The sequence below is a fragment of the Neomesorhizobium albiziae genome, assembly GCF_900114255.1.
Classification (GTDB): domain Bacteria; phylum Pseudomonadota; class Alphaproteobacteria; order Rhizobiales; family Rhizobiaceae; genus Neomesorhizobium; species Neomesorhizobium albiziae.
The window spans coordinates 301,601-321,657 of the sequence record NZ_FOSL01000001.1 but is presented as its reverse complement, the minus strand read 5'-3'; the positions used below and the strand labels follow the sequence as shown (position 1 = coordinate 321,657).

General features: G+C 62.5%; 22 protein-coding genes. 16 read left to right on the top strand and 6 right to left on the bottom strand.

Annotated elements, in window-relative coordinates; translation table 11 throughout:
- Positions 1-39 precede the first annotated feature (39 nt).
- From nthA to F3H98_RS01520, 6 genes are all read left to right on the top strand, one after another.
- Complete coding sequence (gene nthA / locus F3H98_RS01545; protein ID WP_149757561.1) at positions 40-654, top strand: nitrile hydratase subunit alpha; 615 nt, start codon at positions 40-42, stop codon at positions 652-654.
- Positions 651-1,310 (top strand): nitrile hydratase subunit beta, encoded by a 660-nt coding sequence (gene nthB / locus F3H98_RS01540; protein WP_149757559.1) that lies wholly within the window; start codon positions 651-653, stop codon positions 1,308-1,310. Before nthA ends, nthB begins: the two co-directional genes overlap by 4 nt.
- Before the next feature lie 4 nt (positions 1,311-1,314).
- A complete protein-coding gene (locus F3H98_RS01535) occupies positions 1,315-1,665 on the top strand; it encodes a nitrile hydratase accessory protein (protein WP_149758354.1) in 351 nt (116 codons plus the stop codon).
- A gap of 138 nt (positions 1,666-1,803) precedes the next feature.
- Entirely contained in the window at positions 1,804-2,226 is a 423-nt protein-coding gene (locus tag F3H98_RS01530) for a DUF5602 domain-containing protein (protein WP_149757557.1), read from the top strand.
- Positions 2,227-2,327: 101 nt separating this feature from the next.
- Positions 2,328-2,765 (top strand): plastocyanin/azurin family copper-binding protein, encoded by a 438-nt coding sequence (locus tag F3H98_RS01525; RefSeq protein WP_244621559.1) that lies wholly within the window; start codon positions 2,328-2,330, stop codon positions 2,763-2,765.
- Positions 2,766-2,776: 11 nt separating this feature from the next.
- The gene (locus F3H98_RS01520) at positions 2,777-3,481 is read left to right on the top strand and encodes an RNA polymerase sigma factor (RefSeq protein ID WP_149757553.1); all 705 of its coding nucleotides are present in this window, start codon (positions 2,777-2,779) and stop codon (positions 3,479-3,481) included.
- Positions 3,482-3,484: 3 nt separating this feature from the next.
- Here F3H98_RS01520 and F3H98_RS01515 read toward each other — a convergent pair whose 3' ends face one another.
- Positions 3,485-4,102, bottom strand: coding sequence for a TetR/AcrR family transcriptional regulator (locus tag F3H98_RS01515; protein ID WP_149757551.1), 618 nt, complete (start codon positions 4,100-4,102; stop codon positions 3,485-3,487).
- 72 nt (positions 4,103-4,174) lie between these two features.
- Here F3H98_RS01515 and F3H98_RS01510 point away from each other — a divergent pair, with 72 nt between their 5' ends.
- Positions 4,175-5,455, top strand: coding sequence for an MFS transporter (locus tag F3H98_RS01510; protein WP_149757549.1), 1,281 nt, complete (start codon positions 4,175-4,177; stop codon positions 5,453-5,455).
- 11 nt (positions 5,456-5,466) lie between these two features.
- Here F3H98_RS01510 and F3H98_RS01505 read toward each other — a convergent pair whose 3' ends face one another.
- Positions 5,467-8,217, bottom strand: a complete 2,751-nt coding sequence (locus F3H98_RS01505; protein ID WP_188130302.1) for a patatin-like phospholipase domain-containing protein — start codon at positions 8,215-8,217, stop codon at positions 5,467-5,469.
- Between the two features lie 281 nt (positions 8,218-8,498).
- On the opposite strand from F3H98_RS01505, the gene F3H98_RS01500 reads away from it, so the two are divergent.
- A complete protein-coding gene (locus F3H98_RS01500) occupies positions 8,499-9,626 on the top strand; it encodes an ATP-dependent DNA helicase (protein WP_149757545.1) in 1,128 nt (375 codons plus the stop codon).
- A gap of 5 nt (positions 9,627-9,631) precedes the next feature.
- Here F3H98_RS01500 and F3H98_RS01495 read toward each other — a convergent pair whose 3' ends face one another.
- Positions 9,632-10,513, bottom strand: coding sequence for a hypothetical protein (locus tag F3H98_RS01495; protein WP_149757543.1), 882 nt, complete (start codon positions 10,511-10,513; stop codon positions 9,632-9,634).
- Positions 10,514-10,597: 84 nt separating this feature from the next.
- Entirely contained in the window at positions 10,598-10,987 is a 390-nt protein-coding gene (locus F3H98_RS01490; protein WP_244621558.1) for a SpoIIAA family protein, read from the bottom strand.
- A gap of 135 nt (positions 10,988-11,122) precedes the next feature.
- Between F3H98_RS01490 and F3H98_RS01485 the strand changes: the two genes are divergently transcribed.
- Both F3H98_RS01485 and F3H98_RS01480 read left to right on the top strand, forming a co-directional pair.
- On the top strand, positions 11,123-11,863 hold the full coding sequence (locus tag F3H98_RS01485; RefSeq protein WP_149758353.1) for a pyridoxine 5'-phosphate synthase: 741 nt from the start codon (positions 11,123-11,125) through the stop codon (positions 11,861-11,863).
- A gap of 104 nt (positions 11,864-11,967) precedes the next feature.
- Complete coding sequence (locus F3H98_RS01480) at positions 11,968-13,890, top strand: potassium transporter Kup (protein ID WP_149757539.1); 1,923 nt, start codon at positions 11,968-11,970, stop codon at positions 13,888-13,890.
- Between the two features lie 167 nt (positions 13,891-14,057).
- On the opposite strand, the gene F3H98_RS01475 is transcribed toward F3H98_RS01480, so the two are convergent.
- Positions 14,058-14,777 (bottom strand): glutathione S-transferase family protein, encoded by a 720-nt coding sequence (locus F3H98_RS01475; protein ID WP_210249648.1) that lies wholly within the window; start codon positions 14,775-14,777, stop codon positions 14,058-14,060.
- A 97-nt stretch (positions 14,778-14,874) separates the two neighbouring features.
- Here F3H98_RS01475 and F3H98_RS01470 point away from each other — a divergent pair, with 97 nt between their 5' ends.
- From F3H98_RS01470 to F3H98_RS01445, 6 genes are all read left to right on the top strand, one after another.
- Positions 14,875-15,333: a MarR family winged helix-turn-helix transcriptional regulator gene (locus tag F3H98_RS01470; protein WP_149757535.1), complete on the top strand. Its 459-nt coding sequence runs from the start codon at positions 14,875-14,877 to the stop codon at positions 15,331-15,333.
- Positions 15,334-15,543: 210 nt separating this feature from the next.
- Entirely contained in the window at positions 15,544-16,203 is a 660-nt protein-coding gene (locus F3H98_RS01465) for a TetR/AcrR family transcriptional regulator C-terminal domain-containing protein (protein WP_188130301.1), read from the top strand.
- A gap of 30 nt (positions 16,204-16,233) precedes the next feature.
- Positions 16,234-17,253: a ketol-acid reductoisomerase gene (gene ilvC / locus F3H98_RS01460; protein WP_149757533.1), complete on the top strand. Its 1,020-nt coding sequence runs from the start codon at positions 16,234-16,236 to the stop codon at positions 17,251-17,253.
- A gap of 549 nt (positions 17,254-17,802) precedes the next feature.
- Positions 17,803-18,864 (top strand): Nal1-like putative serine protease, encoded by a 1,062-nt coding sequence (locus tag F3H98_RS01455; RefSeq protein ID WP_149757531.1) that lies wholly within the window; start codon positions 17,803-17,805, stop codon positions 18,862-18,864.
- A gap of 7 nt (positions 18,865-18,871) precedes the next feature.
- On the top strand, positions 18,872-19,102 hold the full coding sequence (locus F3H98_RS01450; RefSeq protein ID WP_149757529.1) for a hypothetical protein: 231 nt from the start codon (positions 18,872-18,874) through the stop codon (positions 19,100-19,102).
- A 257-nt stretch (positions 19,103-19,359) separates the two neighbouring features.
- A complete protein-coding gene (locus F3H98_RS01445) occupies positions 19,360-19,647 on the top strand; it encodes a PilZ domain-containing protein (RefSeq protein ID WP_149757527.1) in 288 nt (95 codons plus the stop codon).
- Between the two features lie 87 nt (positions 19,648-19,734).
- Here the strand turns inward: F3H98_RS01445 and F3H98_RS01440 are convergent, their stop codons facing one another.
- On the bottom strand, positions 19,735-20,028 hold the full coding sequence (locus F3H98_RS01440; protein WP_149757525.1) for a PilZ domain-containing protein: 294 nt from the start codon (positions 20,026-20,028) through the stop codon (positions 19,735-19,737).
- Positions 20,029-20,057: the final 29 nt, after the last annotated feature.

The window sequence follows — 20,057 nt, the reverse complement described above, 5'->3', positions numbered from 1 at the left end:
GCGCTTGCCGGTGGCGAGCAGCGGGCTTAGTTTTCTGCCATGTCCCACGATCATCACGACCACGACAACGAGCTCGACCCGATGGCGGCGCGGGTACGGGCACTGGAGACGATCCTCACCCAGAAGGGTTTGATCGACCCGGCCGCGATCGACGCCATCGTCGAGACCTACGAAACCAAAGTCGGACCGCGCAACGGCGCCAGGGTCGTCGCCAAGGCCTGGAGCGATCCCGATTTCGCCGACTGGCTGAAGCGCGACGCGACCGCGGCGATCGCCTCGCTCGGGTTTACTGGACGGCAGGGCGAGCACATGCAGGCTGTGTTCAACGGCGACGGCGCGCACAACCTTGTCGTGTGCACCCTTTGCTCATGCTATCCGTGGTCGGTGCTCGGCCTGCCGCCGGTCTGGTACAAGTCGCCGCCCTATCGCTCACGGGCTGTGATCGATCCGCGCGCCGTGCTGGAAGAATTCGGCGTAAGCCTGCCGTCCGACACAAAAATCCGGGCCTGGGATTCCACCGCCGAACTGCGCTACCTCGTCGTGCCGGAGAGGCCGGAAGGCACGCAGGGCTGGAGCGAAGAAAAACTCGCCGACCTGGTGACGCGCGATTCCATGATCGGCACCGGCCTTGCCTTGCAGCCGGAGGCGGCATGAACGGACCGCAGGATCTCGGCGGACAGATGGGTTTCGGGCCGGTCGCGCCGGAAAAGAATGAGCTGCTGTTCCATGCCGAATGGGAAAAGCGCGCGCTCGGTACGACAATCGCCGCCGGCGCCATGGGCGCTTGGAACATCGACGAAAGCCGCCATGCCCGGGAAAGCCTGCGCCCGGCCGACTATTACAGCTCGACCTATTACGAGATCTGGATCAAGGCGCTGGAAGTGCTGTTGCAGCGGCACGGCTTCGTCAGCGCGGCCGACCTGGCCAATGGCAGGGCAGTCGACCCGGCCGCAACGCCGAAGCGGGTGTTGAGGGCGGAGAACGTGCCGACCGTGCTGGCCAAAGGCAGCCCGTGCGCCCGCCCGGTCGAGACACCGGCCCGCTACAAGGCAGGCGACCGGGTGCGGACCAGGAACATCAATCCCACCAACCATACGCGGCTGCCGCGCTATGCGCGCGGCAAGCAAGGCGTCGTCGAGGCGGTGCGGGAAGGCTTTGTCTTCCCTGACAGCAATGCGCATGGCAAGGGCGAGGCGCCGCAGTGGGTCTATACGGTCGTCTTCGATGGGTCGGAGATCTGGGGCAGGGACAGCGACCCGACACTCTCCGTTTCGATCGACGCCTGGGAGAGCTATCTTGAACCGGCGTGATCCGATGCGGGTTGGCGGACAGCTGCCCGGAATGGACGAGCCGGTGTTTTCCGAACCCTGGCAGGCCGAAGCCTTCGCCATGACGGTGGCGCTGCATGAGCGCGGGCTGTTTTCGTGGAGCGAATGGGCGGAAATGCTCTCCGCCGAGGTCAAGCGCGGGGATGTCGCGGCAGACGGCAGCGACTATTACGACTGCTGGCTGCGGGCGCTGGAGGCGTTGCTGGCGGCCAAGGGTGTTGCGCCGGCGGGAGATGTCGACGCGCTGGCCGAGGCCTGGCAGCGCGCCGCGCATGCGACGCCGCACGGTAAGCCGATCCTCCTGGAGAACGATCCCCAGCCAGCGAAACCTGTCTAGGCTGCTGTTCCTGCAGGTTTCAATCGGCAGCCCGACGGTTTGCCGACCGCGCATTTTCCGGGAACCTTTTCGTCAATGGCCCATCCAATGGTTCGACGCTGCCGCGACGCGCGGGGCGCCGAATCAAAGGAGGTCCATATGAAACGCGTTTCCGCCGTTCTGGCCGCCCTGCTTGCGCTTTCGCTGCCGGCCATGGCCCACGAGATTCCGGCCGAAGTGGCAAAGTCGCCGCCCGCCGGCGCGTTCAAGGCAGTCAGTGGTCTGGTCAAGCTGCCCGATTTCCTGCCGGGAATGGGACAGCTTTTCGTCGATCCGGCGAGCCTCCCCGCTGGACCCTTCCTGGCTTACGATCATGATGGCGCACTGGTCAGCACCATCTACATGCTGCCGATCAAGGACCTCAATCCGGACAAGCGCTTCGACGACCTGGCAGCGCCCGGCGGCAATGTCGACCATGTCGACGTCTACTACAACGCCGGCCACCCGGGCGTCGAGGAACCGCACGCTCATGTGGTTCTGTGGCATGTGTCGAAGGCTGACGAGAAGCGTGTCGCCGAATGATGGTGACGCGCAGGCGTATGATGGAAGCCGGCGGGGGTTTGCTCGCCGCCTTTGTTTTCACTCCGACGCATGGGCTTGCGGCCGGTCCTGTCGAGGTCACGATGAGGGGCAGGGCGAACGGTTCGCATGTCTGGTTCGATCCGTACGGCGTGCATGTCGAGCCCGGCCAGACAATCCGCTGGACCAATCGTGACCCCGGCAATTCGCATACCGTGACGGCGTATCATCCGAAGCTGTTCGAGCGGCCACTGCGCATCCCGGAAGCGGCCGAACCCTGGAATTCGGATTATCTTCTGCCGGGCGAGATGTTCTCGGTGACGCTCACCAAGGTTGGGGTGTACGATTACTACTGCGTGCCGCATGAACATGCCGGCATGGTTGGCCGGATCGTGGTGGGTTTGCCACCGGCAACGGAAACCGTTTCCGGGAAGACCGGGCCGGGCTTGATACCCTTGCCTCAGGTCGCGCTGGATGGATTTCCGCCGGTCGAAGAGATCATCGCCAAGGGCATCGTGCGCCGTCCGCCAACTGGGTCGTGAGGAACCTCGTCATGCAGCTTGCAGTGATGAAGCATCGGACCGGACTTGTCGGACACGCCGATGAAGAGCTGGTCGAACTGGCGCGCAAGGGTGGCGAAAATGCCGTTCGCGAGTTGATCCGGCGCAACAATCAGCGGCTGTTCCGGATCGCGCGTTCCGTCGTGCGCAATGACGCGGAAGCTGAAGACATCGTGCAGGAGGCCTATGTCCGCGCCTTTACCAGGCTCGATTCTTTCCAGGGCCATTCCAGTTTCTCGACCTGGCTGACCCGGATTGCCCTCAACGAGGCGCTGGGGCGTTTGCGCCGCCGCCGGCCGACCGCCGAGCTCGAGCAACTCGATGCCGGCAACTTCAACCGGGACAGCGTGATCATGTTTCCGACCTCATTGACGCCGCCGGGCGCGGATTCCGACCTGACCCGCAAGCAGATCCGGGATTTTCTCGAGAAGGCGGTGGACGATCTGCCGGGCGATTTCCGGATTGTCTTCGTGTTGCGCGACATAGAAGGCCTGAGCACCGACGAGACCGCCGATCAGCTTTCGCTGAAACCGGAAACGGTCAAGACGCGCCTTCACAGGGCGCGCCGGCTGATGCGCGCCGCAATAGAGGAACGGCTGTCGCCGACATTTTCCGGACTGTTTCCATTCGACGGCGCGCGCTGCGAAGCAATGGCGGACCGGGTCGTGGCGAGGCTCCGCGCTCCCGAAACGCGTTGACGCCTATTTTGCAGACAGGCTGGCTTCGATCAGCAGGTCCGCATTTTTTGCCACCGCGGCGGCCGGGCCACCCGAACCGAAAAGCTGGCCGCTGATATAGGCGCCTTCGATGAGCAGCAGCAGGCCATCGCCCAGCGTAGCGGGATCGGCGGCGCCCATTTCGGCAGCCATTCGGCGCAATCGGCCGCGCAGCTCGATCTTGTTGTTCTCGCCGACCAGGCGCGCCGGATGGTCCCTTTCCGGATATTCGACAGCAGCATTGGTCATGCCGCAGCCGCGGTAGCCGTCGACAGACGCGCGTTTGCCGACACCGCTGAGGAAAGCCACGATCTGGCGGCGCGGATCGCCGGGATGCGCCTCGACAGCTTCGTCGAAACGCGCCCAGAATTCAGCCTCGTAGGCCTTCAGATAGGAGGCCGCGAGTTCGTCCTTGGAAGAAAAACTGCGGTAGAGGCTGGGCTTGGTGACGCCGGCCTGGCGCACGATCTCGTCAACGCCAACGGCGCGGATGCCTTCGCGATAGAAGAGATCGCGCGCGACTTCAAGAATACGGTCGGCGGCGCGCGGCGGCGCGGGCGTTTCCACGCCGGCAGTCGCCGTTTCTGATTTTCGATCGTTCACAGAATGCCTCTTGACAATGTTACTGACCGGTACGTACAAGCGAGAACCAATAGATACGTACCGGTTTGTAACATGACAATAGCGAAAAATCGACCCTTTGGACAACGTTATGCATTCGTCGTTGTCGGCGTGATCTTCTTCTGCCTGCTGATCGCTGCCGGACTGCGCTCGTCGATGTCGGTGATGATGGTGCCGCTGGAGGACGCATTCGGCTGGCGCCGCGACGTGATCTCGCTCGCCGCCGCAGTCGGCATTTTCATCTACGGGCTCGCCGGGCCGTTTGCGGCCGCCCTGATGGAGCGCATCGGACTGCGGCGCACGCTGCTCGCGGCACTCCTTATCATGTCCGTGTCGACGGCACTCAGCTTGCTGATGACGGAGCCGTGGCAACTGATCGCCACCTGGGGCGTGATGTCCGGCGTCGGCTCGGGCGCTGTGGCGACCGTGCTCGGGGCCACGATCGTCAATCGCTGGTTCAAGACCAATCGCGGGCTGATGATGGGCCTGATGTCGGCGAGTGCGGCGACCGGGCTGCTGGTCTTCCTGCCGCTGCTTGCCATGCTGGCCGAGAGCGGCGGCTGGAAGCCGGTGGTGATCGCCGTCTCGGTTGCGACAGCCGCGCTTTTGCCGCTGGTCTGGCTGCTGGTGCCGGAACGGCCGTCCTCGATAGGCTTGACGCGCTACGGCGCCGAAGGACCGGAACCCGAGGCAACTGCCGTGCCCGGCAATTTCCTGACGGTCACGCTCACCACGTTGCGCGACGCGGCGAAAACACGGGTGTTCTGGTATCTTTTCGCCACCTTCTTCATCTGCGGCTTTACCACCAACGGCCTTGTCGGCACGCATCTCATCGCATTCTGCGGCGACATGGGCATCGCGGAAGTGCAAGCCGCCGGTCTGCTCGCCGTCATGGGCGTGTTCGACCTGATCGGCACCACGCTTTCCGGCTGGTTGACCGACCGTTTCGATCCTCGCAAGCTGCTCGGCGTCTATTATGCGGTGCGTGGCCTGTCGCTGATCTACCTGCCTTATTCCGGCTTCTCGATTACCGCCCTGACCATCTTTGCGGTGTTTTACGGCCTCGACTGGATTGCCACGGTGCCGCCGACCTTGCGTCTTTCCAACGAGGCCTTCGGCGACCGCAGCGGGCCGCTTGTGTTCGGCTGGATTGTCGCTGGCCACCAGGTGGGCGCTGCGACGGCGGCTTTCTTCGGGGGCTTCATGCGCGAATATCAGGGCAACTACGAACTCGCCTTCCAGATCGCCGGTATGACGGCGGTCGCGGCTGCCGCGCTGTCGATGCTGATTGCGCCGACAGCACCGGACAGAAGACAGGGATTGCAGCCGGCATAACCGGGCGAGCGTCAACCGGCTTTCACGCGGACCTTTCCGGCGTTGCCCTTCGGCGTGTCCACCGACCGCTTCGCGTTCAGCCGGTTCTTTAGTTCCAGGATCAGTGTTTCCTTCTCCGGTCGCGGTGCCTTGCCCTTCGGGGCGGGAGGTTCCTTGAGCGCGCAATTCATGGCGTGGAAACCGAGCGCGCGATAAGCCTCCATCTGCTCTTCGGAAAAGAATTGGTCGCCGGTCGATTCATGCGGGAAGAGCGGATAACGTCGTTCGTAGTCAAGAATGTAATCCGCCTCGTCGCCGGTGACGGAGGCTTTGACATAAACCAGGATGCCTTCGCTGCCTGACTGGTCGTAAAGGATCTTGCCGACAGCGAAATGCTGCCTGTGGATGTCATCGTCTTTCGGGGCCCGCTTCATCCGGTCGGCCGAGCGCTGCAGCATCGCCGCCCGCATCGGTTCCCAGTCGAGTGTGATGCGCACACCAAGATCGATGCGTGCAAAACGCTGCACGTCGACCAGAGCGCCAAAATTCATCGCCGGATCGGCTTCCCCATCGATGACAATGACAAATTGGCACTTTCGCTTCAGCAGCTGGTAAAGCCCGATATTGTCGATGTGGCCGCCGTCGGTGACGTAGATACGCGAACTGTCCGAGCCGAGAAGGCCGAAAGCTTCGGCTGCGAGGTAGAAGCGGAACAAGTCATACCAGTTGACCTTGGCGGAAGATGTTCCCGATATTGATGATGGCTCAAGGCTTTCTTCCGCATAGCGCGGATTGCGCAGCCAGTAGCCCAGGCGAAGGTTGAGCAGCGCGAGCGTCGGACCGAGAAAGCCGATGCCGACGCGGCCCATGCTGGAGGAGACCGCCGCGCCTGAAATCGCCACAGCGGTCGCCAGGTCGATCTGGCGGTCCTCTTCTGCCATCAGCGCCGCCGAGGCGTAACCGGTGGCGTCACTGCCGATGAAGCCTTTCGAGAACAGGAAAAACTCGGCATTGCGGCCACGCTTGGCGGGATCGGGATTGGGCAGGGTGTCGGCTTCGGCGCTGGCACTCGGCGAACTGCCCCCGGCAGCCGTGTCACCCGGCTGCTTGCCGGCGGCGCCCATACCGTTCATGGCGGTTTCATTGGACCGCGGCTTCCTGCTCGAGCGGCGAACGTTGAGCGTGCCGTTGACCAGCAGGTATGGCGCCTTGTCACCAAGTTCGTGCAGGGGGAGCGATCTCCTGCCGGACCGCCCTTTGCCGAGCCGAAATGCCGCGTTCAGACGGTCCCGATAGAGCCGGTGCAGCGCATTGGCGTTTTCCGTAAAGTTGAACGACAGGAAAGCCACGAGGCATGCGGCGGCGAGATAGGTGTTGAGCACGTACCATTGTGGCGAAACGGGCGGCCTCGTCACATTCGCAAACAAAGCGAAGGCGCAGATCAGCAAAAGCAAGGCAAGCGTCACTAGCGAGACCCGCAATGGCCGTCTGCTGCGTGTTTCCCTGATGCTGACGAGAAGCTGCTTTCGCGCATGCGCAACCGCGACAGCCAGCCACACCAGCAGGCACACACCAAGCGCACGGTAAAGCCAGGCTGCGGTTCGATAGGTTTCGTCGCTAAGAAAGGTCGGCGCCAGCGGATACTCGCCGTCAGCGGCGGCGATGCCCGGCACGACGATGACGAGATAGAGCAGGTAGATCAGCGCGGGCACGGCCATGGCAGCGGCATAAAGCGCCAGCTTGGCAATCGCGGACCGGATTAGCCCGCCGATGGTCGGATTGTTGAGCGCCTTCTGGATCCAACTGACCAGCCGTTTCTGAAACACCGCCGTGGCGGTGGCGATGGTCGCCAGGATGCCGCCGATGGTGAGCGCGCCACCGCCTGCGTCGGATGCCGTCACGCTTTTATCGTGCGGGGTCAGCGTGGCTATGATCGTGGCAAAGATCATGGACTGCACCTCGATCACCACGAAGATCGCGAGCAGAACGATCACAATCGCGCCGACCAGCGCCCAGCGGCTACGTGGTTCGGAAATGCGTTGAGCCGTTGCGGCGTCATAACGCTCGACATAGGAGCGCCGCAGGCCCCAGGCGAGCAGATACAGAAGGAGCGCAATACCCAGCGTTTTGGTAAGCAGGAACGGGTCGAGCAGAAATCCGCCGGGTGAAATGAAATTAGCTTCCTTCCAGCCGATCGGGGGTACGTAGTAGCGGACGACGTCATAGAGGACGTCATGCCCCAGATGATCGACCGTCGGATTGATCAGGATCGTGAGGGCTGCTAGCGGCAACACGACAGACAGCACCAGCAGCAGGTTGACCATCAGCCCGCGCAGCACGATCGCCGCCGACAGCAGCAAATCCCGGATACCCCGCGGCGCGAGATAGCGGCTGTTGTCGCGAATGTGGCTGACCGGCTCGTTGTCGCGCACGTCGCTGTCCTCCCCCTGCGCGACCGCAAAGGGAAACGTCCCGTCGCCGCGGCTCATGGCAGCAACCATGCTGGCGCCGGCGTAGCCGCCGCCCGAAACTGTCGACAAATAATCGATCCGCGGGATCAGATTGTAGCGGTCGAGCGCCTGCAGCGCACCGAGGCAGAAGGATGCCGAACGAAAGCCGCCGCCCGAGCACGCAACGCCGAAAATGTCGGTCGGGTCTTCGCTCTTGCCCTTGGGCTCGGACGCCGCTACCCCAACCTGTTCCCTGCGATCCCTGATTGCCGCAAGTTCGGCGCGTCGAATTTCTTCGAATGATTTTCCCTTGGGTTCGATCGACTCTGTCACGACGCCCCTCATTTGCGTATCATTTGCCGATGTCTTGCAAGTAACACTTTTATGCTTTGATCTCTATTCGAGATGAGCATTGATGTGTCATATAAAGCTATATTTTACACCTTTTCCTCTCTGTGTGCTTTAATGCGGGAAGTATCTATGCCTTGAGGGCAGGACGCAATACCTCCGGCAGGATCCACCGAAGCGGACGAGAACCGACAGGTCAGTTCGACACGATCCGAAGAATATCACCCAGCCTTGCGCTCGTTCTGCGAATCCTGTCTCACAAGCGCATGGAATTCTCTCCGCAACAGGATGACGTGCTGAAAGCCGTGGCGCGCTGGCTGAAAGCCGGCAGGCCGCAGATTTTCCGCCTGTTTGGTTATGCCGGCACCGGCAAGACGACGCTGGCGCGCTACTTCGCCGAACATGTCGACGGCCAGGTGCAGTTCGCCGCCTTCACCGGCAAGGCAGCACAGGTGCTTCGCTCGAAGGGCGCCATCAATGCCCGCACCATCCATTCGCTGATCTACCGGCCGAGGGGCGAAGAGTCCGTTGCCGACGAAGTGACCGGCAAGACGTCGATGTCGCCGACCTTCTCGCTCAACCGGCAAAGCCCCATCTCGCGGGCCAAACTGGTCATCATCGACGAGTGCTCGATGGTCGACGAGCAGCTTGGCCGCGATCTCCTGAGCTTCGGCACGCCGATCCTGGTGCTTGGCGATCCCGCCCAGTTGCCGCCGATTTCGGGTGGCGGTTTCTTCACCGAGCATGAGCCGGACTTCCTGCTCACCGAAATCCATCGCCAGGCGCGCGACAATCCGATCATCCGGCTGGCGCTCGACGTGCGTGAGGGCCGCGAGTTCATGCGTGGCGACTACGGCACCGCGCAGGTGATCGGCAAGGAAGAGGTAAACCAGGAACTGGTGCTGAAAGCGGACCAGGTGCTGGTCGGCACAAACCGCACACGGCGGCGTTACAATAAGCGCCTGCGCGAGTTGAAAGGGTTCACCGCCGACTATCCGCAGGCCGGCGACAAGCTGGTTTGCCTGAGAAACGATCCATCGAAGGGTTTGCTCAACGGCTCCTTGTGGAAGGTGATGACATCGTCGCGGGAGACGGTGAAGCCTGGCATCAACCTTCTCGTCTCGCCGGAGGAGGACGATCCCGACCGCGGTGTGGCCAAGATAAAGCTGCTGAAGGCCGCTTTCGAGGACCCGGACGCCGACATTCCGTGGAACCAGAAGAAACGCTTCGACGATTTCGACTATGGCTACGCGCTGACCGTGCACAAGGCGCAAGGTTCGCAGTGGAATGACATCGTGCTGTTCGACGAAAGCTGGGCCTTCAAGGAAACCCGCCAGCGCTGGCTTTATACGGCGATCACGCGCGCGGCCGAACGCCTGACCATCGTGCGCTGACGGGATTATGCCACGATTTCGAACAGCACCGCCGTCGCATCGTCGCTCACCTTGAAACGCGGATAGGCCTCGCCGTTAGGATCCTCGGTGCGTTCGATATGCCGCAATTCGCCGATCAGCGATTTCAATCCATCGGATTTCGCCTTGCCGATCAGGCCGGCCGGATCGTAGCGCCCGTACTGATCACACAAGGCAGCGAAGCCGTCGCTGCACAGAAGCCCGGTCGCCGGCAGGCGCGGTGAAATTGGCTCGCTGGAGAGATGTTTCGCGGCGGCGGGTTCGGTGCCGAGCGTCCAGACGTTTCCTTCCGGCCTGTTGTAGACGGAGCGGCGGCGGCGCAATTCCTCGCGCACCGCAGGGTCGTCGCTCAAGGCCTTGATGGCGGCAAGGCCGCCCGCATGGGCGATGGCGCGCCGGGCGCCCTCGCGCTCGGCCGCATGATTGCCTTTCATGGCGCTGGTTTCGAGGATCGTGCCGTCAGCGTCGGCCAGAAACAGGCGGCAGTCGCCCAGCCCGTGCGTGACGATTGCCGCGTCGTCGACTCGCACCATCTGGAAGCTGGCAACCGGCAGGCTCCATGCTGCGATCGGCAGCCCGGCCGAGGATTCCTGCACCACGGTGGCGGCCTGCTTGTTCAGCGTGCGGACCACGTCGCTCATCGGGCGGCCCGAAACCACTTCCTGTTCGAAGAATGTCTTGGCAAGGCGCGCGAGCCAGGCAGCATCCGAACCGTCCTGGCCGACGATGCTTTTGCCGCCGAGCCCGGTCGCGCCGTCGATGACGAAGGCGCAACTGCGGTTGCCGCCCGCCGCATCCTCATTGACGCGGGAGAGGTCGCCGGGATCGGACGCGATATCGATGATGCGCAGCGTGGGATGGTGGATCATGAAGTCGTTCGAAATGGCATGCGCGGCCTTTTTGACCAAATCCTGTGTCGGCGGTGTGACCGAAACGATGTTCTGAACGGCAGATCAGTTCTTGGGCTGCTTTTCGCTGCCGCCGATCCATACCCATGCCTTGGATTCGTCAGCCATGTCAAAGTGCCTGGTCCTGATCGAGGTCAGCGGACCGAAAACCGCAAGGACGGCGCGCATCCAGGTGGGACCGCCGACAACCGCGTAGTTGCGGATATGGCGCAATGCCTGGGCCTTTCCCCGGACCGTCGATTCGTCGAACACGGCGCCCCAGTCGAAGCCCTCGTAATGTCTGATGCGGACCAGGAGGTCGACCTTTTCGTGCTGGGCATAGGCGGCCTCGAGCAGCCCGTAGGCATTTTCGAGGTCGTTGGAGGTGAAATGCCCGACGATTTCAAGGCCGCACAGGTCGCCGCGATCGGTGTCGATACGGCGGATGGCCGGCAAGGGATCGGTTGCAGTCATCTTCATCTTGCATCTTGTGGTACGGTTCCTGGGGACTGGAACAATCAAATCCCGCTATCCGTTCCCGACAAAGCGATTATATCTTCGTTTCCCGCCCTTTGTCCTCAGGTCCGTTGCATGCCCGCGAAGCTTTCCGTCAATCTCAACGCCGTCGCAATGTTGCGTAACCGGCGCGACCTGCCTTGGCCGAGCGTTACCGGGATCGGGCGGCTGGCGCTTGCCGCCGGCGCGCACGGCCTGACGGTGCATCCCAGGCCCGATGAACGGCATACGCGAAACGCCGATCTGCCGGAAATCCGGGCGCTGATCGACGACGAATTTCCCCACGCGGAGTTCAATATCGAGGGTTACCCAACGGAAGAATTCCTACGCCTTGTGGAAAAGAACCAGCCGGAGCAGGTGACCCTGGTGCCGGACGATCCAGCCCAGGCGACGTCCGACCATGGCTGGAATTTCGCCGGCCAATCAAATTTTCTGACGCCCATCGTGAAGAGATTGAAGAAGGGCGGCTTCCGGGTGTCGCTATTTTCCGATGCCGATCCGGCGGGGATCGAAGCAGCGGCGAATACGGGCGCAGACCGGATTGAACTCTACACCGGTCCTTACGGGTCGTTCCACGACGATTTAGCGGGCGGCCGCAAAGAGCTGGAAAGGCTGGGGAAAACGGCGGAAGCCGCGGTTTCGGCAGGGCTTGCTGTCAACGCCGGTCACGATTTGACGGTTGCCAATCTGCCGGCGCTGGCCAGGCGAATTCCTCTGCTTGCCGAAGTATCGATCGGCCATGGCTTGACAGCGGACGCGCTCGAATATGGGATGCCGGAAACCGTCCGCCGGTTCCTGAAAGCCTGTGGCTGGTAGGCGAACTGCCAGTTCGATGCGCCGCGGCCGCGGTAACGAAACCATTGCTTTTGCGTTGCAACAGGACTATCGCAGCCCGCCAGTTCTGGATGGAGTAGTTTTATATGGCAAATGCCGATGCGGGCGGCCGTGCTGAACCCAGCGCGCAACCGGCAGTCCAGGATTCGCCCCGCCAGCATGGTTTGTCGGTTCTGATGCTTGGTGCACTCGGTGTCGTTTTCGGCGACATCGGCACCAGCCCGATCTATGCATTCCGCGAAGCGCTCCACACGACGGCGGAGGCCGGCGTTGCCTCGCGCGACGACGTGCTCGGTGTGCTATCGCTCATAGTCTGGGCGCTGACGGTTATCGTCACCATCAAATACGTTGTTTTCGTGCTGCGCGCCGACAATCGCGGCGAGGGTGGCACCTTGTCCCTGATGGCGCTGGCGCGCAGCGCCTATCCACGTGCTTCGACTGCGATCCTGATCACCGGTATCTGCGGTGCGGCGCTGTTCTTCGGCGACGCCATCATCACGCCGGCGATTTCGGTTCTGTCGGCGGTCGAGGGTTTGAAAGTGGTGACGCCCGCATTCGATCCGTATGTCGTTCCGATCACCCTGGTCATTCTGGCGGTTCTGTTTTCGGTACAGCGTTTCGGCACCGGCAAGGTGGCCAATGTCTTCGGACCGGTCACCGCGCTGTGGTTCCTGGCAATCGGCATTGCCGGCCTTTCCCATATCGCCGACGACCCGACGGTGCTGTTTGCCGTCAATCCCTATTATGCGATCGTTTATCTGGTGACGCAGACCGACGTTGCTTTCGTCACGATCGGCGCGGTCTTCCTCGCGGTGACGGGCGCGGAAGCGCTTTACGTCGACCTCGGCCACTTCGGCCGCCGGCCGATCGTGCTGGCCTGGCTGGCGATCGTTTTCCCGAGCCTTCTGCTCAATTATTTCGGGCAAGGAGCTTTCGTCCTGTCGCATGGCGGCACGCCGCAGAACCCGTTCTTCCAGATGCTGCCGGAATGGTCGCTGTTGCCGATGGTGATACTGGCGACGGCTGCCACCGTGATCGCCAGCCAGGCGGTGATTTCCGGCGCCTATTCGCTGACCCGGCAGGCCGTGCAACTGTCGATCCTGCCGCGCTTCGAGATACAGCACACGTCCGAGATGCAGTCCGGCCAGATCTACATGCCGCGAGTCAATCTTCTCTTGGCGCTCGGTGTCATGCTTCTCGTCGTCGGCTTCGGCGAATCCAGCGCCCTTGCGTCGGCATACGGCATCTCCGTCACCGGCGAGATGCTGGTCACCACCATCCTGCTCTTTGTCGTCATGCGCTGGCGGTGGAAGTGGACGCTGCTTGCGGCGATCTGCCTGGTGCTCCTGTTCGGCGTGATCGATACGGGCTTCTTCCTTGCCAACGCGGTGAAGGTCGCCGACGGCGGCTGGGTGTCGATCACTGTCGCGGCGATCACGGGCCTGATTATGATGACGTGGGTGCGCGGCAGCCGCATGCTGTTTGAGAAGACGCGGAAAAACGAGATTCCGCTCGATTTCCTGACCGCGCAGCTGATGAAAAAGCCGCCGCAGCTGGTGCCGGGCACGGCCGTGTTTTTGACCAGCGACCCCGCCAGCGCACCGACCGCGCTCATGCACAGCCTCAAACATTACAAGGTGCTGCATGAACAGAACGTCATCCTGTCGGTGGTGACTGCCCAGGAACCGACGGTTTCGGAGGCCGACCGCGTCAAGATGGAGCCGATCAACGACCTGTTCCTGCGGGTCACGATGACCTTCGGCTATATGGAGCAGCCCAACATTCCGAAGGCGATGGCGATCTGCCGCAAGCAGGGCTGGAAGTTCGATATCATGACGACATCGTTCTTCCTGTCGCGGCGTTCGCTCAAGGCGTCGCCCAATTCCGGCATGCCGCTGTGGCAGGACCGGCTGTTCATCGGGCTGGCACGAACCGCCGCCGACGCCACCGAGTATTTCCAGATTCCCACCGGACGGGTGGTCGAGGTCGGCACCCAGGTTACCGTCTGATCCCTACCGGGAGCCTCCGACGGTAATGCCGGCAATCGCTGCTTGCCCGGATCCGCCTGTCGGCTGATGGTCCGGAAGGCGTCGCTTTCGGCTGGTGGATAGACAAGAGAATTCCCGCCACAGGTATCGCCGGGGCGGCGATGGTGCCGGGACGCCGGCCGCTCCGCTCAGGCCGATCGGGCGAGAGGAAGCGGCATGGAGAGATCGTCCTGCTGACGGATGAGGGCAGCAAGATGTGACGGCTTTTGCGCCAGATGGGCACGCAGCTTTTCCGGATAGTCGGCGGAGACAGCGCTTTTCACTGACTGGCGCTGGTCAAGCGCCTGCCGCCAGGCGGCAACCCGCCGCTTGCCGGCGAGGATTTCGAAGTCGCCGATCCGGTCAAAAGTATCGAAATAGCGGAAGACCGGCCCGAAGACGGCGTCGACCAGCGAGAAACGCTCGCCGTCGAACCATGGTCCTTCGCCGTTGCGGGCCAATTCGGCATCGACGCGGTCGAACATCGTGGACAGCGTCTTCGCCTCGGCCTTGAAGGCGGTTTCGTCGGGCGCGGAGTAGAGCCGGCAGATGGCATTGAGGATTGCCGAGCCGAATTCGACCCAGGCGCGATGGCGGGCACGGGCGCGGGGATCGGCCGGATGCAGCGGGTTCGCTTCGGTCTCCTCGAGGAATTCGAGGATGACAGCGGATTCGAAGATGACTGTTTCTTCGCCGTCGTGGCGGACACGCAGCAGCGGCACCTTGCCAAGCGGCGAAATGGCTTTGAACCAGCCTGGCTTGTCGGCGAGGTCGATGTCGATCCGTTCGAACGGCACGTCCTTTTCACGCAGGGAGATGGCGGCGCGCTGCACATAGGGGCAGAGGTCGTGGCTGATCAGCGTAAGCATGTCGGGTTCTCCATATAGATGCAATTGCATGTATATGGAGGTGGATGAGATCTGTGTCAAGCTTGATGCAAATGCATCTATCTCTTATGGTTCACACATGAGAGAGAACGCACCATCCCCGAACCCCCAGGCGATCAAGGCCTGGGCGCGCCTGATGCGCGTGTCGCGCCAGTTGACGGAGAAAGCCGAGGAGGCGCTGAAAGAGGCCGGGCTGCCGCCGCTCAGTTGGTATGACGTTCTGCACGAACTTGCCGAAGCGGGCGAGGGAGGTCTGCGGCCCTTCCAACTCACGGAACGCACGCTGTTTGCGCAGTACAATGTTTCACGGCTGCTGGCGCGCCTGGAAATCGACGGACTGGTCGAAAAGCTCAAGGTGGCCGACGACGGCCGCGGCCAGACCATCCGCATCACGGGACAAGGACGCGACATGCGCCGGCGCATGTGGGCGGTTTACGGGCGTTCGATTGCCGGACTGGTTGGCGCGAAACTTCCGGCAGAGGATCTTGACGTGCTGGCACGGCTGCTCGGCCGGCTGCGCGACCCGCCCGCCGACTGAAGTCGCCGCATCTCCTCAACTAAAAAACTTCCGACATCAGCCTTGCGGAGCGCAACAAGTTGCGGCATAAGCCGAACCGTAACGTACGGTACGGCTCTCAAATGCTTGGAAAACAATCGAACCGTTGGGTACGGAAGCGGTTTTTTCGAACTGGATCGCCCTCGGGGCGGTCGATCGTAACGAAGCGTACACCTTCGGACAGGAACGCCATTGCTGACTGACCTCAACATCAACGACGAGCAGGAGCTTACGGCCCGCCAGCAGGCCGTGCTCGACGCCGTGCTTGGTCTGCTGGTGGAGGAGGGCGATGCGCTGACCATGACCGCGGTGGCGCGGCGCGCCAGTTGTTCCAAGGAAACGCTCTACAAATGGTTCGGCGACCGCGACGGCCTTTTGACCGCCACCGTGCAATGGCAGGCCTCGAAAGTGCGGGCAGGCAATTACGATCTGCAGCATCTCGATGCGGCGGCGCTGCGTGACAGCCTCGAAGGGTTTGGGGCCAACTGGCTGCAGGTGATCTCCAGTTCCACCTCGGTCGCGCTGAACCGCGTCGCCGTCTCGCATGCCGGCTCCGGCAAGAGCAGCCTCGGCCAGATCGTGCTGGCCAATGGCCGCTTCGCCATCGGCGAGCGGCTGAAGCCGCTGCTGGAGGCGGGGAGAGCCGCGGGTTTACTCGCATTCGAGGATACGGAAGCCGCGTTCCGCACTTTTTTCGGCCTGGTCGGGCGCGATGTGCAAATCCGCCTGCTGCTTGGCGATGCGCTGACCCTTGGCGCCGCCGAGATCGCCCGCGACGCCGCCCGCGCCACGCAACAATTTCTCAGCCTTTTCGGGACGGAGACATCCCGCCCCAAAGCCCGCTTCGTGTGAAGATCAAAACCAGGAAGGAAACCACTGAAAATGCGTGTCTATTACGATCGTGATGCCGATCTCAATCTGATCAAGGGCAAGAAGGTCGCCATCATCGGCTATGGCAGCCAGGGCCGGGCGCATGCGCTCAACCTGAAGGATTCCGGCGCCAAGGAACTGGCGGTTGGCCTCAAGGCCGGCTCGGCGACCGCCAAGAAGGTCGAGGCCGACGGCCTCAAGGTGATATCGGTGGCCGAGGCCGCCAAGTGGGCAGACCTGATGATGATGGCCACGCCCGACGAATTGCAGGCCGACATCTACCGCGACGAGATCGCGCCGAATATCCGCGACGGCGCCGCGATCGCGTTTGCCCACGGCCTCAACGTGCATTTCGGCCTGATCGAGCCGAAGAAGACCGTCGACGTGCTGATGGTCGCGCCGAAGGGTCCCGGTCACACCGTGCGCGGCGAATACCAGAAGGGCGGCGGCGTGCCGTGCCTGGTCGCGGTGCACCAGGACGCCTCTGGCAATGCGCTCGACCTTGGCCTCAGCTACGCCTGCGGCGTTGGCGGCGGACGTTCGGGCATCATCGAGACCAACTTCAAGGAAGAGTGCGAGACCGACCTGTTCGGCGAGCAGGTGGTTCTGTGCGGCGGCCTCGTGGAGCTCATCCGCGCCGGCTTCGAGACGCTGGTGGAAGCCGGCTACGCGCCGGAAATGGCCTATTTCGAGTGCCTGCACGAAGTGAAGCTGATCGTTGACTTGATCTACGAAGGCGGCATCGCCAACATGAACTACTCGATCTCGAACACCGCCGAATGGGGGGAATACGTTTCGGGTCCGCGCATCATCACCGCCGAGACCAAGGCCGAGATGAAGCGCGTGCTGAAGGACATCCAGACCGGCAAGTTCACTTCGGAATGGATGCAGGAATACCGTTCGGGCGCCGCCCGCTTCAAGGGCATCCGCCGCAACAACGACAGCCACCAGATCGAGGAAGTCGGCGCCAAGCTGCGCGGCATGATGCCGTGGATCTCCAAGAACAAGCTGGTGGACAAGGCCAAAAATTAAGGAAAATCCACGGTTTATCTCTCACCCCATCCCTCTCCCCGTGAAGAACGGGGAGAGGGGGACGGAGGCGCTGTCGAATCCCGGGGATGATCCCGCATTTTTGCCGGGGTGGATCAAAAAGTCTCCCGAGCGCGAGACGCGCTGAAATCATCCTCTGAAAACAAGGTGTTGCCTGGCAATACACCAATCGGCGGGCCGAAAACTGTTCACTGGGAGGCGCTGCGGCGAAAAAACGGTCGGCCTAAGACACGTTTTTTGCCGTTTCAGCAGGCATTTTGCGCCACCGCATACAGGCGGAATTCAATTCCCCATTTTCAGAATGCTGTCGTACCGACGGGTACGCTGTAAGCCGGGTCACCGACAGGCGTACCGGCGGGTACGGTTCGTTGATTTCAACCTGCGTTTGGGTGAGGAGATTGGCTGTCGCATTGATGCGCCGAGCCCGACCCACATCGTCCGCTCGCATGCCCCTCCAACGCCGTTCGATCCACCCCCTCCGAAACTTTGATAGACTAGCGATTCTCTGGCGGGGCACGTTGGAGGAACGACATGAGACTTGAATCCGCGCTCGAGCTACAGGCCCGCATTTTCCGGACGATCTTCGAATTCATCGAATTTCCCGGCCTTGCTGGAGCGGATACGGCGTTGCCTGGGCTGTTCGTCGACCCGGTGCTCCTGGAAACGAAATCGGCACGACCCAAGACGCAGAAGAAGCGCACCGTCGAGGATATCGCGCTCGGCGTGAGCGAGGACACCGACGGGGTAGACGCCAAGCTGGCGATCCTGGTGCAGGACCGCAAGAAGATGCACAGCGCCGTGGTCGAGGAGATCGTCGACGCGGCGAAGGGCGAGGCGGAGGTGGTTTATATCGGCCGCCAGAAGCCGCTGTGGACCGCCACCCGCAACGACCCCCTGCGGCTCGGCTGCTCGATCTCGCCGACCACCGTCAAATATGCCGGCACGTTCGGCTGCTTCTGCAAGGACAACCTGACCGGCCAGGAGGGCGTGCTTTCGAACAACCACGTGCTGGCAGACGTGAACAGCGTGCCTGTCGGCACCCGGATCATGCAGCCCGGCGCGCGCGACGGCGGCAAACCGGTCAATGACGACATCGCCGAACTGCTGCGCTTCGTGCCGATCCAATTTGGCGGCTTCCCGAACCGCGTGGACGCTGCCTTCGCGACGCTGGTCGAGGATGGCCGCAAGGAGGACCGCGTAACGATCTACAACAGCGACAATGAGCCGAAACCGGCGATGACGCTGCAGGCGGGATCTCCCGTGGATGCGCTTCCCGGCATGACGGTGTTCAAGACCGGCCGCACGACGCGCCACACGCGTGGCCGGGTGAGGGCCGTCAACGTCAACAACTTCCTGGTGGATGTCGGCGTCGGCATGGCGCGTTTCGACGGCCAGGTCGTCATCGAGACGGATGCCGCGCCGCAGCCTTTCGGCCGGCCGGGCGACAGCGGCTCGCTGATCGTCGACGAGGAGGGCAGGCCGGTCGCGCTGCTGTTTGCCGGCTCGGCCTCGGGCGGCGCCGGAAATGTTGGAATTACCGGCGCAAACCCTATATCATCGGTAACGGCGCAATTGGGAGTGACGCTGATCTGAGGAATGAATGGCTGATACGAAACACTCTATGAAGGAAGCCGTTGCAATACAGCGCGCTTTTGAGGAACGGTTTGGCGATGCCGGACTGGTGGGTGTGGGTATCGGCCTCAATCCCCGGCAGGACGACCTTGCGCTCAACGTTTTTGTCGCCCGCGAGAAGGAAGCGCAAAGGCTGCCCAAGACTTTCGACGGGCTGGATGTTGTCGTCGATGTGGTCGGCGTGATCCGGGCGTTTTAGGGCGCCGATATTCAGGTGATGCCTGCCTGAGAATGGCGGCTTTCTCCGCTTGCCGCGGCTCACCTACCCAAATCCGAGCGTATTAGATTCAAGTCCGGCCGGGAGCCGTTGCCCCTCACCCCGGCCCGTAACGGGGAGTGGGGGACTGAGGCGTTGCGGCCTGCCTCCTTCGCCTCACTTTGCGGGTGTACTATCCCGGGACACCGGCGTTGGCATGATCTTCGCTTCCTTTGCCACAAAGGCGAAGGGAGTGAACGATGCACGCAACCGAACAGGCGATCGGCCTCGAGGGCCGGATTCTCGCTGACCGCAGGAGCGAAATGCGCAGGCGGGTGCTGAAGGGAGCGACGCTCTCCTTCAACCGCGGCTTCAGCACGTTCGAAGGAACGCTGCGCAACCAGTCTGAACGCGGCGGCAGGCTGAGCTTCGGAGAGGCTCTGGCCGTGCCGCCGACACTCGAACTGGCGATTGCCGGCGAGGACAGACCGCGCACGGCGCGCGTGCGCTGGCGCTCGATGACGGCGCTGGGCGTGGAGTTTATCTGAACACAGATCGGTTCATGCGCCGAGTGCAAGAGTGACCTCCACCCCTAACCCTCCCCACAAGGGGGAGGGGGATGGTTGGCGCTGCGGTCAGCCGTAGTGCCAGGCGGGCTTGGGCTCGGTGCCGGTGAACATCACGCCGATACGGCCTTCCCGCCGCCAGCGCACCACCGCCTTGTAGGCGATGCCGTCGACGGGAACGTAAAGCAGGAACTCGTTGGGCACGCGCGCGTCGATGTCGATCTTCAACTCGGCGCCATTGGCATGCATGTTGCGCAGAACGCATCTGACTTCCGAGTTGGAAACGCCATTCAGAATGGAAGCGCCCTTGAGGACGCGCTGCCTGTGTTCGCGCTTGCGTTCGGGTTCCTGAAGGGCGGGCATGACGTATCTTTTCGCGAAAATCCTGCTGT

Coding starts and splice junctions, on each gene's coding strand:
- nthA (WP_149757561.1), top strand. CDS start 40: ATGTCCCACGATCATCACGACCACGACAACGAGCTCGACCCGATGGCG.
- nthB (WP_149757559.1), top strand. CDS start 651: ATGAACGGACCGCAGGATCTCGGCGGACAGATGGGTTTCGGGCCGGTC.
- F3H98_RS01535 (WP_149758354.1), top strand. CDS start 1,315: ATGCGGGTTGGCGGACAGCTGCCCGGAATGGACGAGCCGGTGTTTTCC.
- F3H98_RS01530 (WP_149757557.1), top strand. CDS start 1,804: ATGAAACGCGTTTCCGCCGTTCTGGCCGCCCTGCTTGCGCTTTCGCTG.
- F3H98_RS01525 (WP_244621559.1), top strand. CDS start 2,328: ATGAGGGGCAGGGCGAACGGTTCGCATGTCTGGTTCGATCCGTACGGC.
- F3H98_RS01520 (WP_149757553.1), top strand. CDS start 2,777: ATGCAGCTTGCAGTGATGAAGCATCGGACCGGACTTGTCGGACACGCC.
- F3H98_RS01510 (WP_149757549.1), top strand. CDS start 4,175: ATGACAATAGCGAAAAATCGACCCTTTGGACAACGTTATGCATTCGTC.
- F3H98_RS01500 (WP_149757545.1), top strand. CDS start 8,499: ATGGAATTCTCTCCGCAACAGGATGACGTGCTGAAAGCCGTGGCGCGC.
- F3H98_RS01495 (WP_149757543.1), bottom strand. CDS start 10,513: ATGATCCACCATCCCACGCTGCGCATCATCGATATCGCGTCCGATCCC.
- F3H98_RS01485 (WP_149758353.1), top strand. CDS start 11,123: ATGCCCGCGAAGCTTTCCGTCAATCTCAACGCCGTCGCAATGTTGCGT.
- F3H98_RS01480 (WP_149757539.1), top strand. CDS start 11,968: ATGGCAAATGCCGATGCGGGCGGCCGTGCTGAACCCAGCGCGCAACCG.
- F3H98_RS01475 (WP_210249648.1), bottom strand. CDS start 14,777: ATGCTTACGCTGATCAGCCACGACCTCTGCCCCTATGTGCAGCGCGCC.
- F3H98_RS01470 (WP_149757535.1), top strand. CDS start 14,875: ATGAGAGAGAACGCACCATCCCCGAACCCCCAGGCGATCAAGGCCTGG.
- ilvC (WP_149757533.1), top strand. CDS start 16,234: ATGCGTGTCTATTACGATCGTGATGCCGATCTCAATCTGATCAAGGGC.
- F3H98_RS01455 (WP_149757531.1), top strand. CDS start 17,803: ATGAGACTTGAATCCGCGCTCGAGCTACAGGCCCGCATTTTCCGGACG.
- F3H98_RS01450 (WP_149757529.1), top strand. CDS start 18,872: ATGGCTGATACGAAACACTCTATGAAGGAAGCCGTTGCAATACAGCGC.
- F3H98_RS01445 (WP_149757527.1), top strand. CDS start 19,360: ATGCACGCAACCGAACAGGCGATCGGCCTCGAGGGCCGGATTCTCGCT.
- F3H98_RS01440 (WP_149757525.1), bottom strand. CDS start 20,028: ATGCCCGCCCTTCAGGAACCCGAACGCAAGCGCGAACACAGGCAGCGC.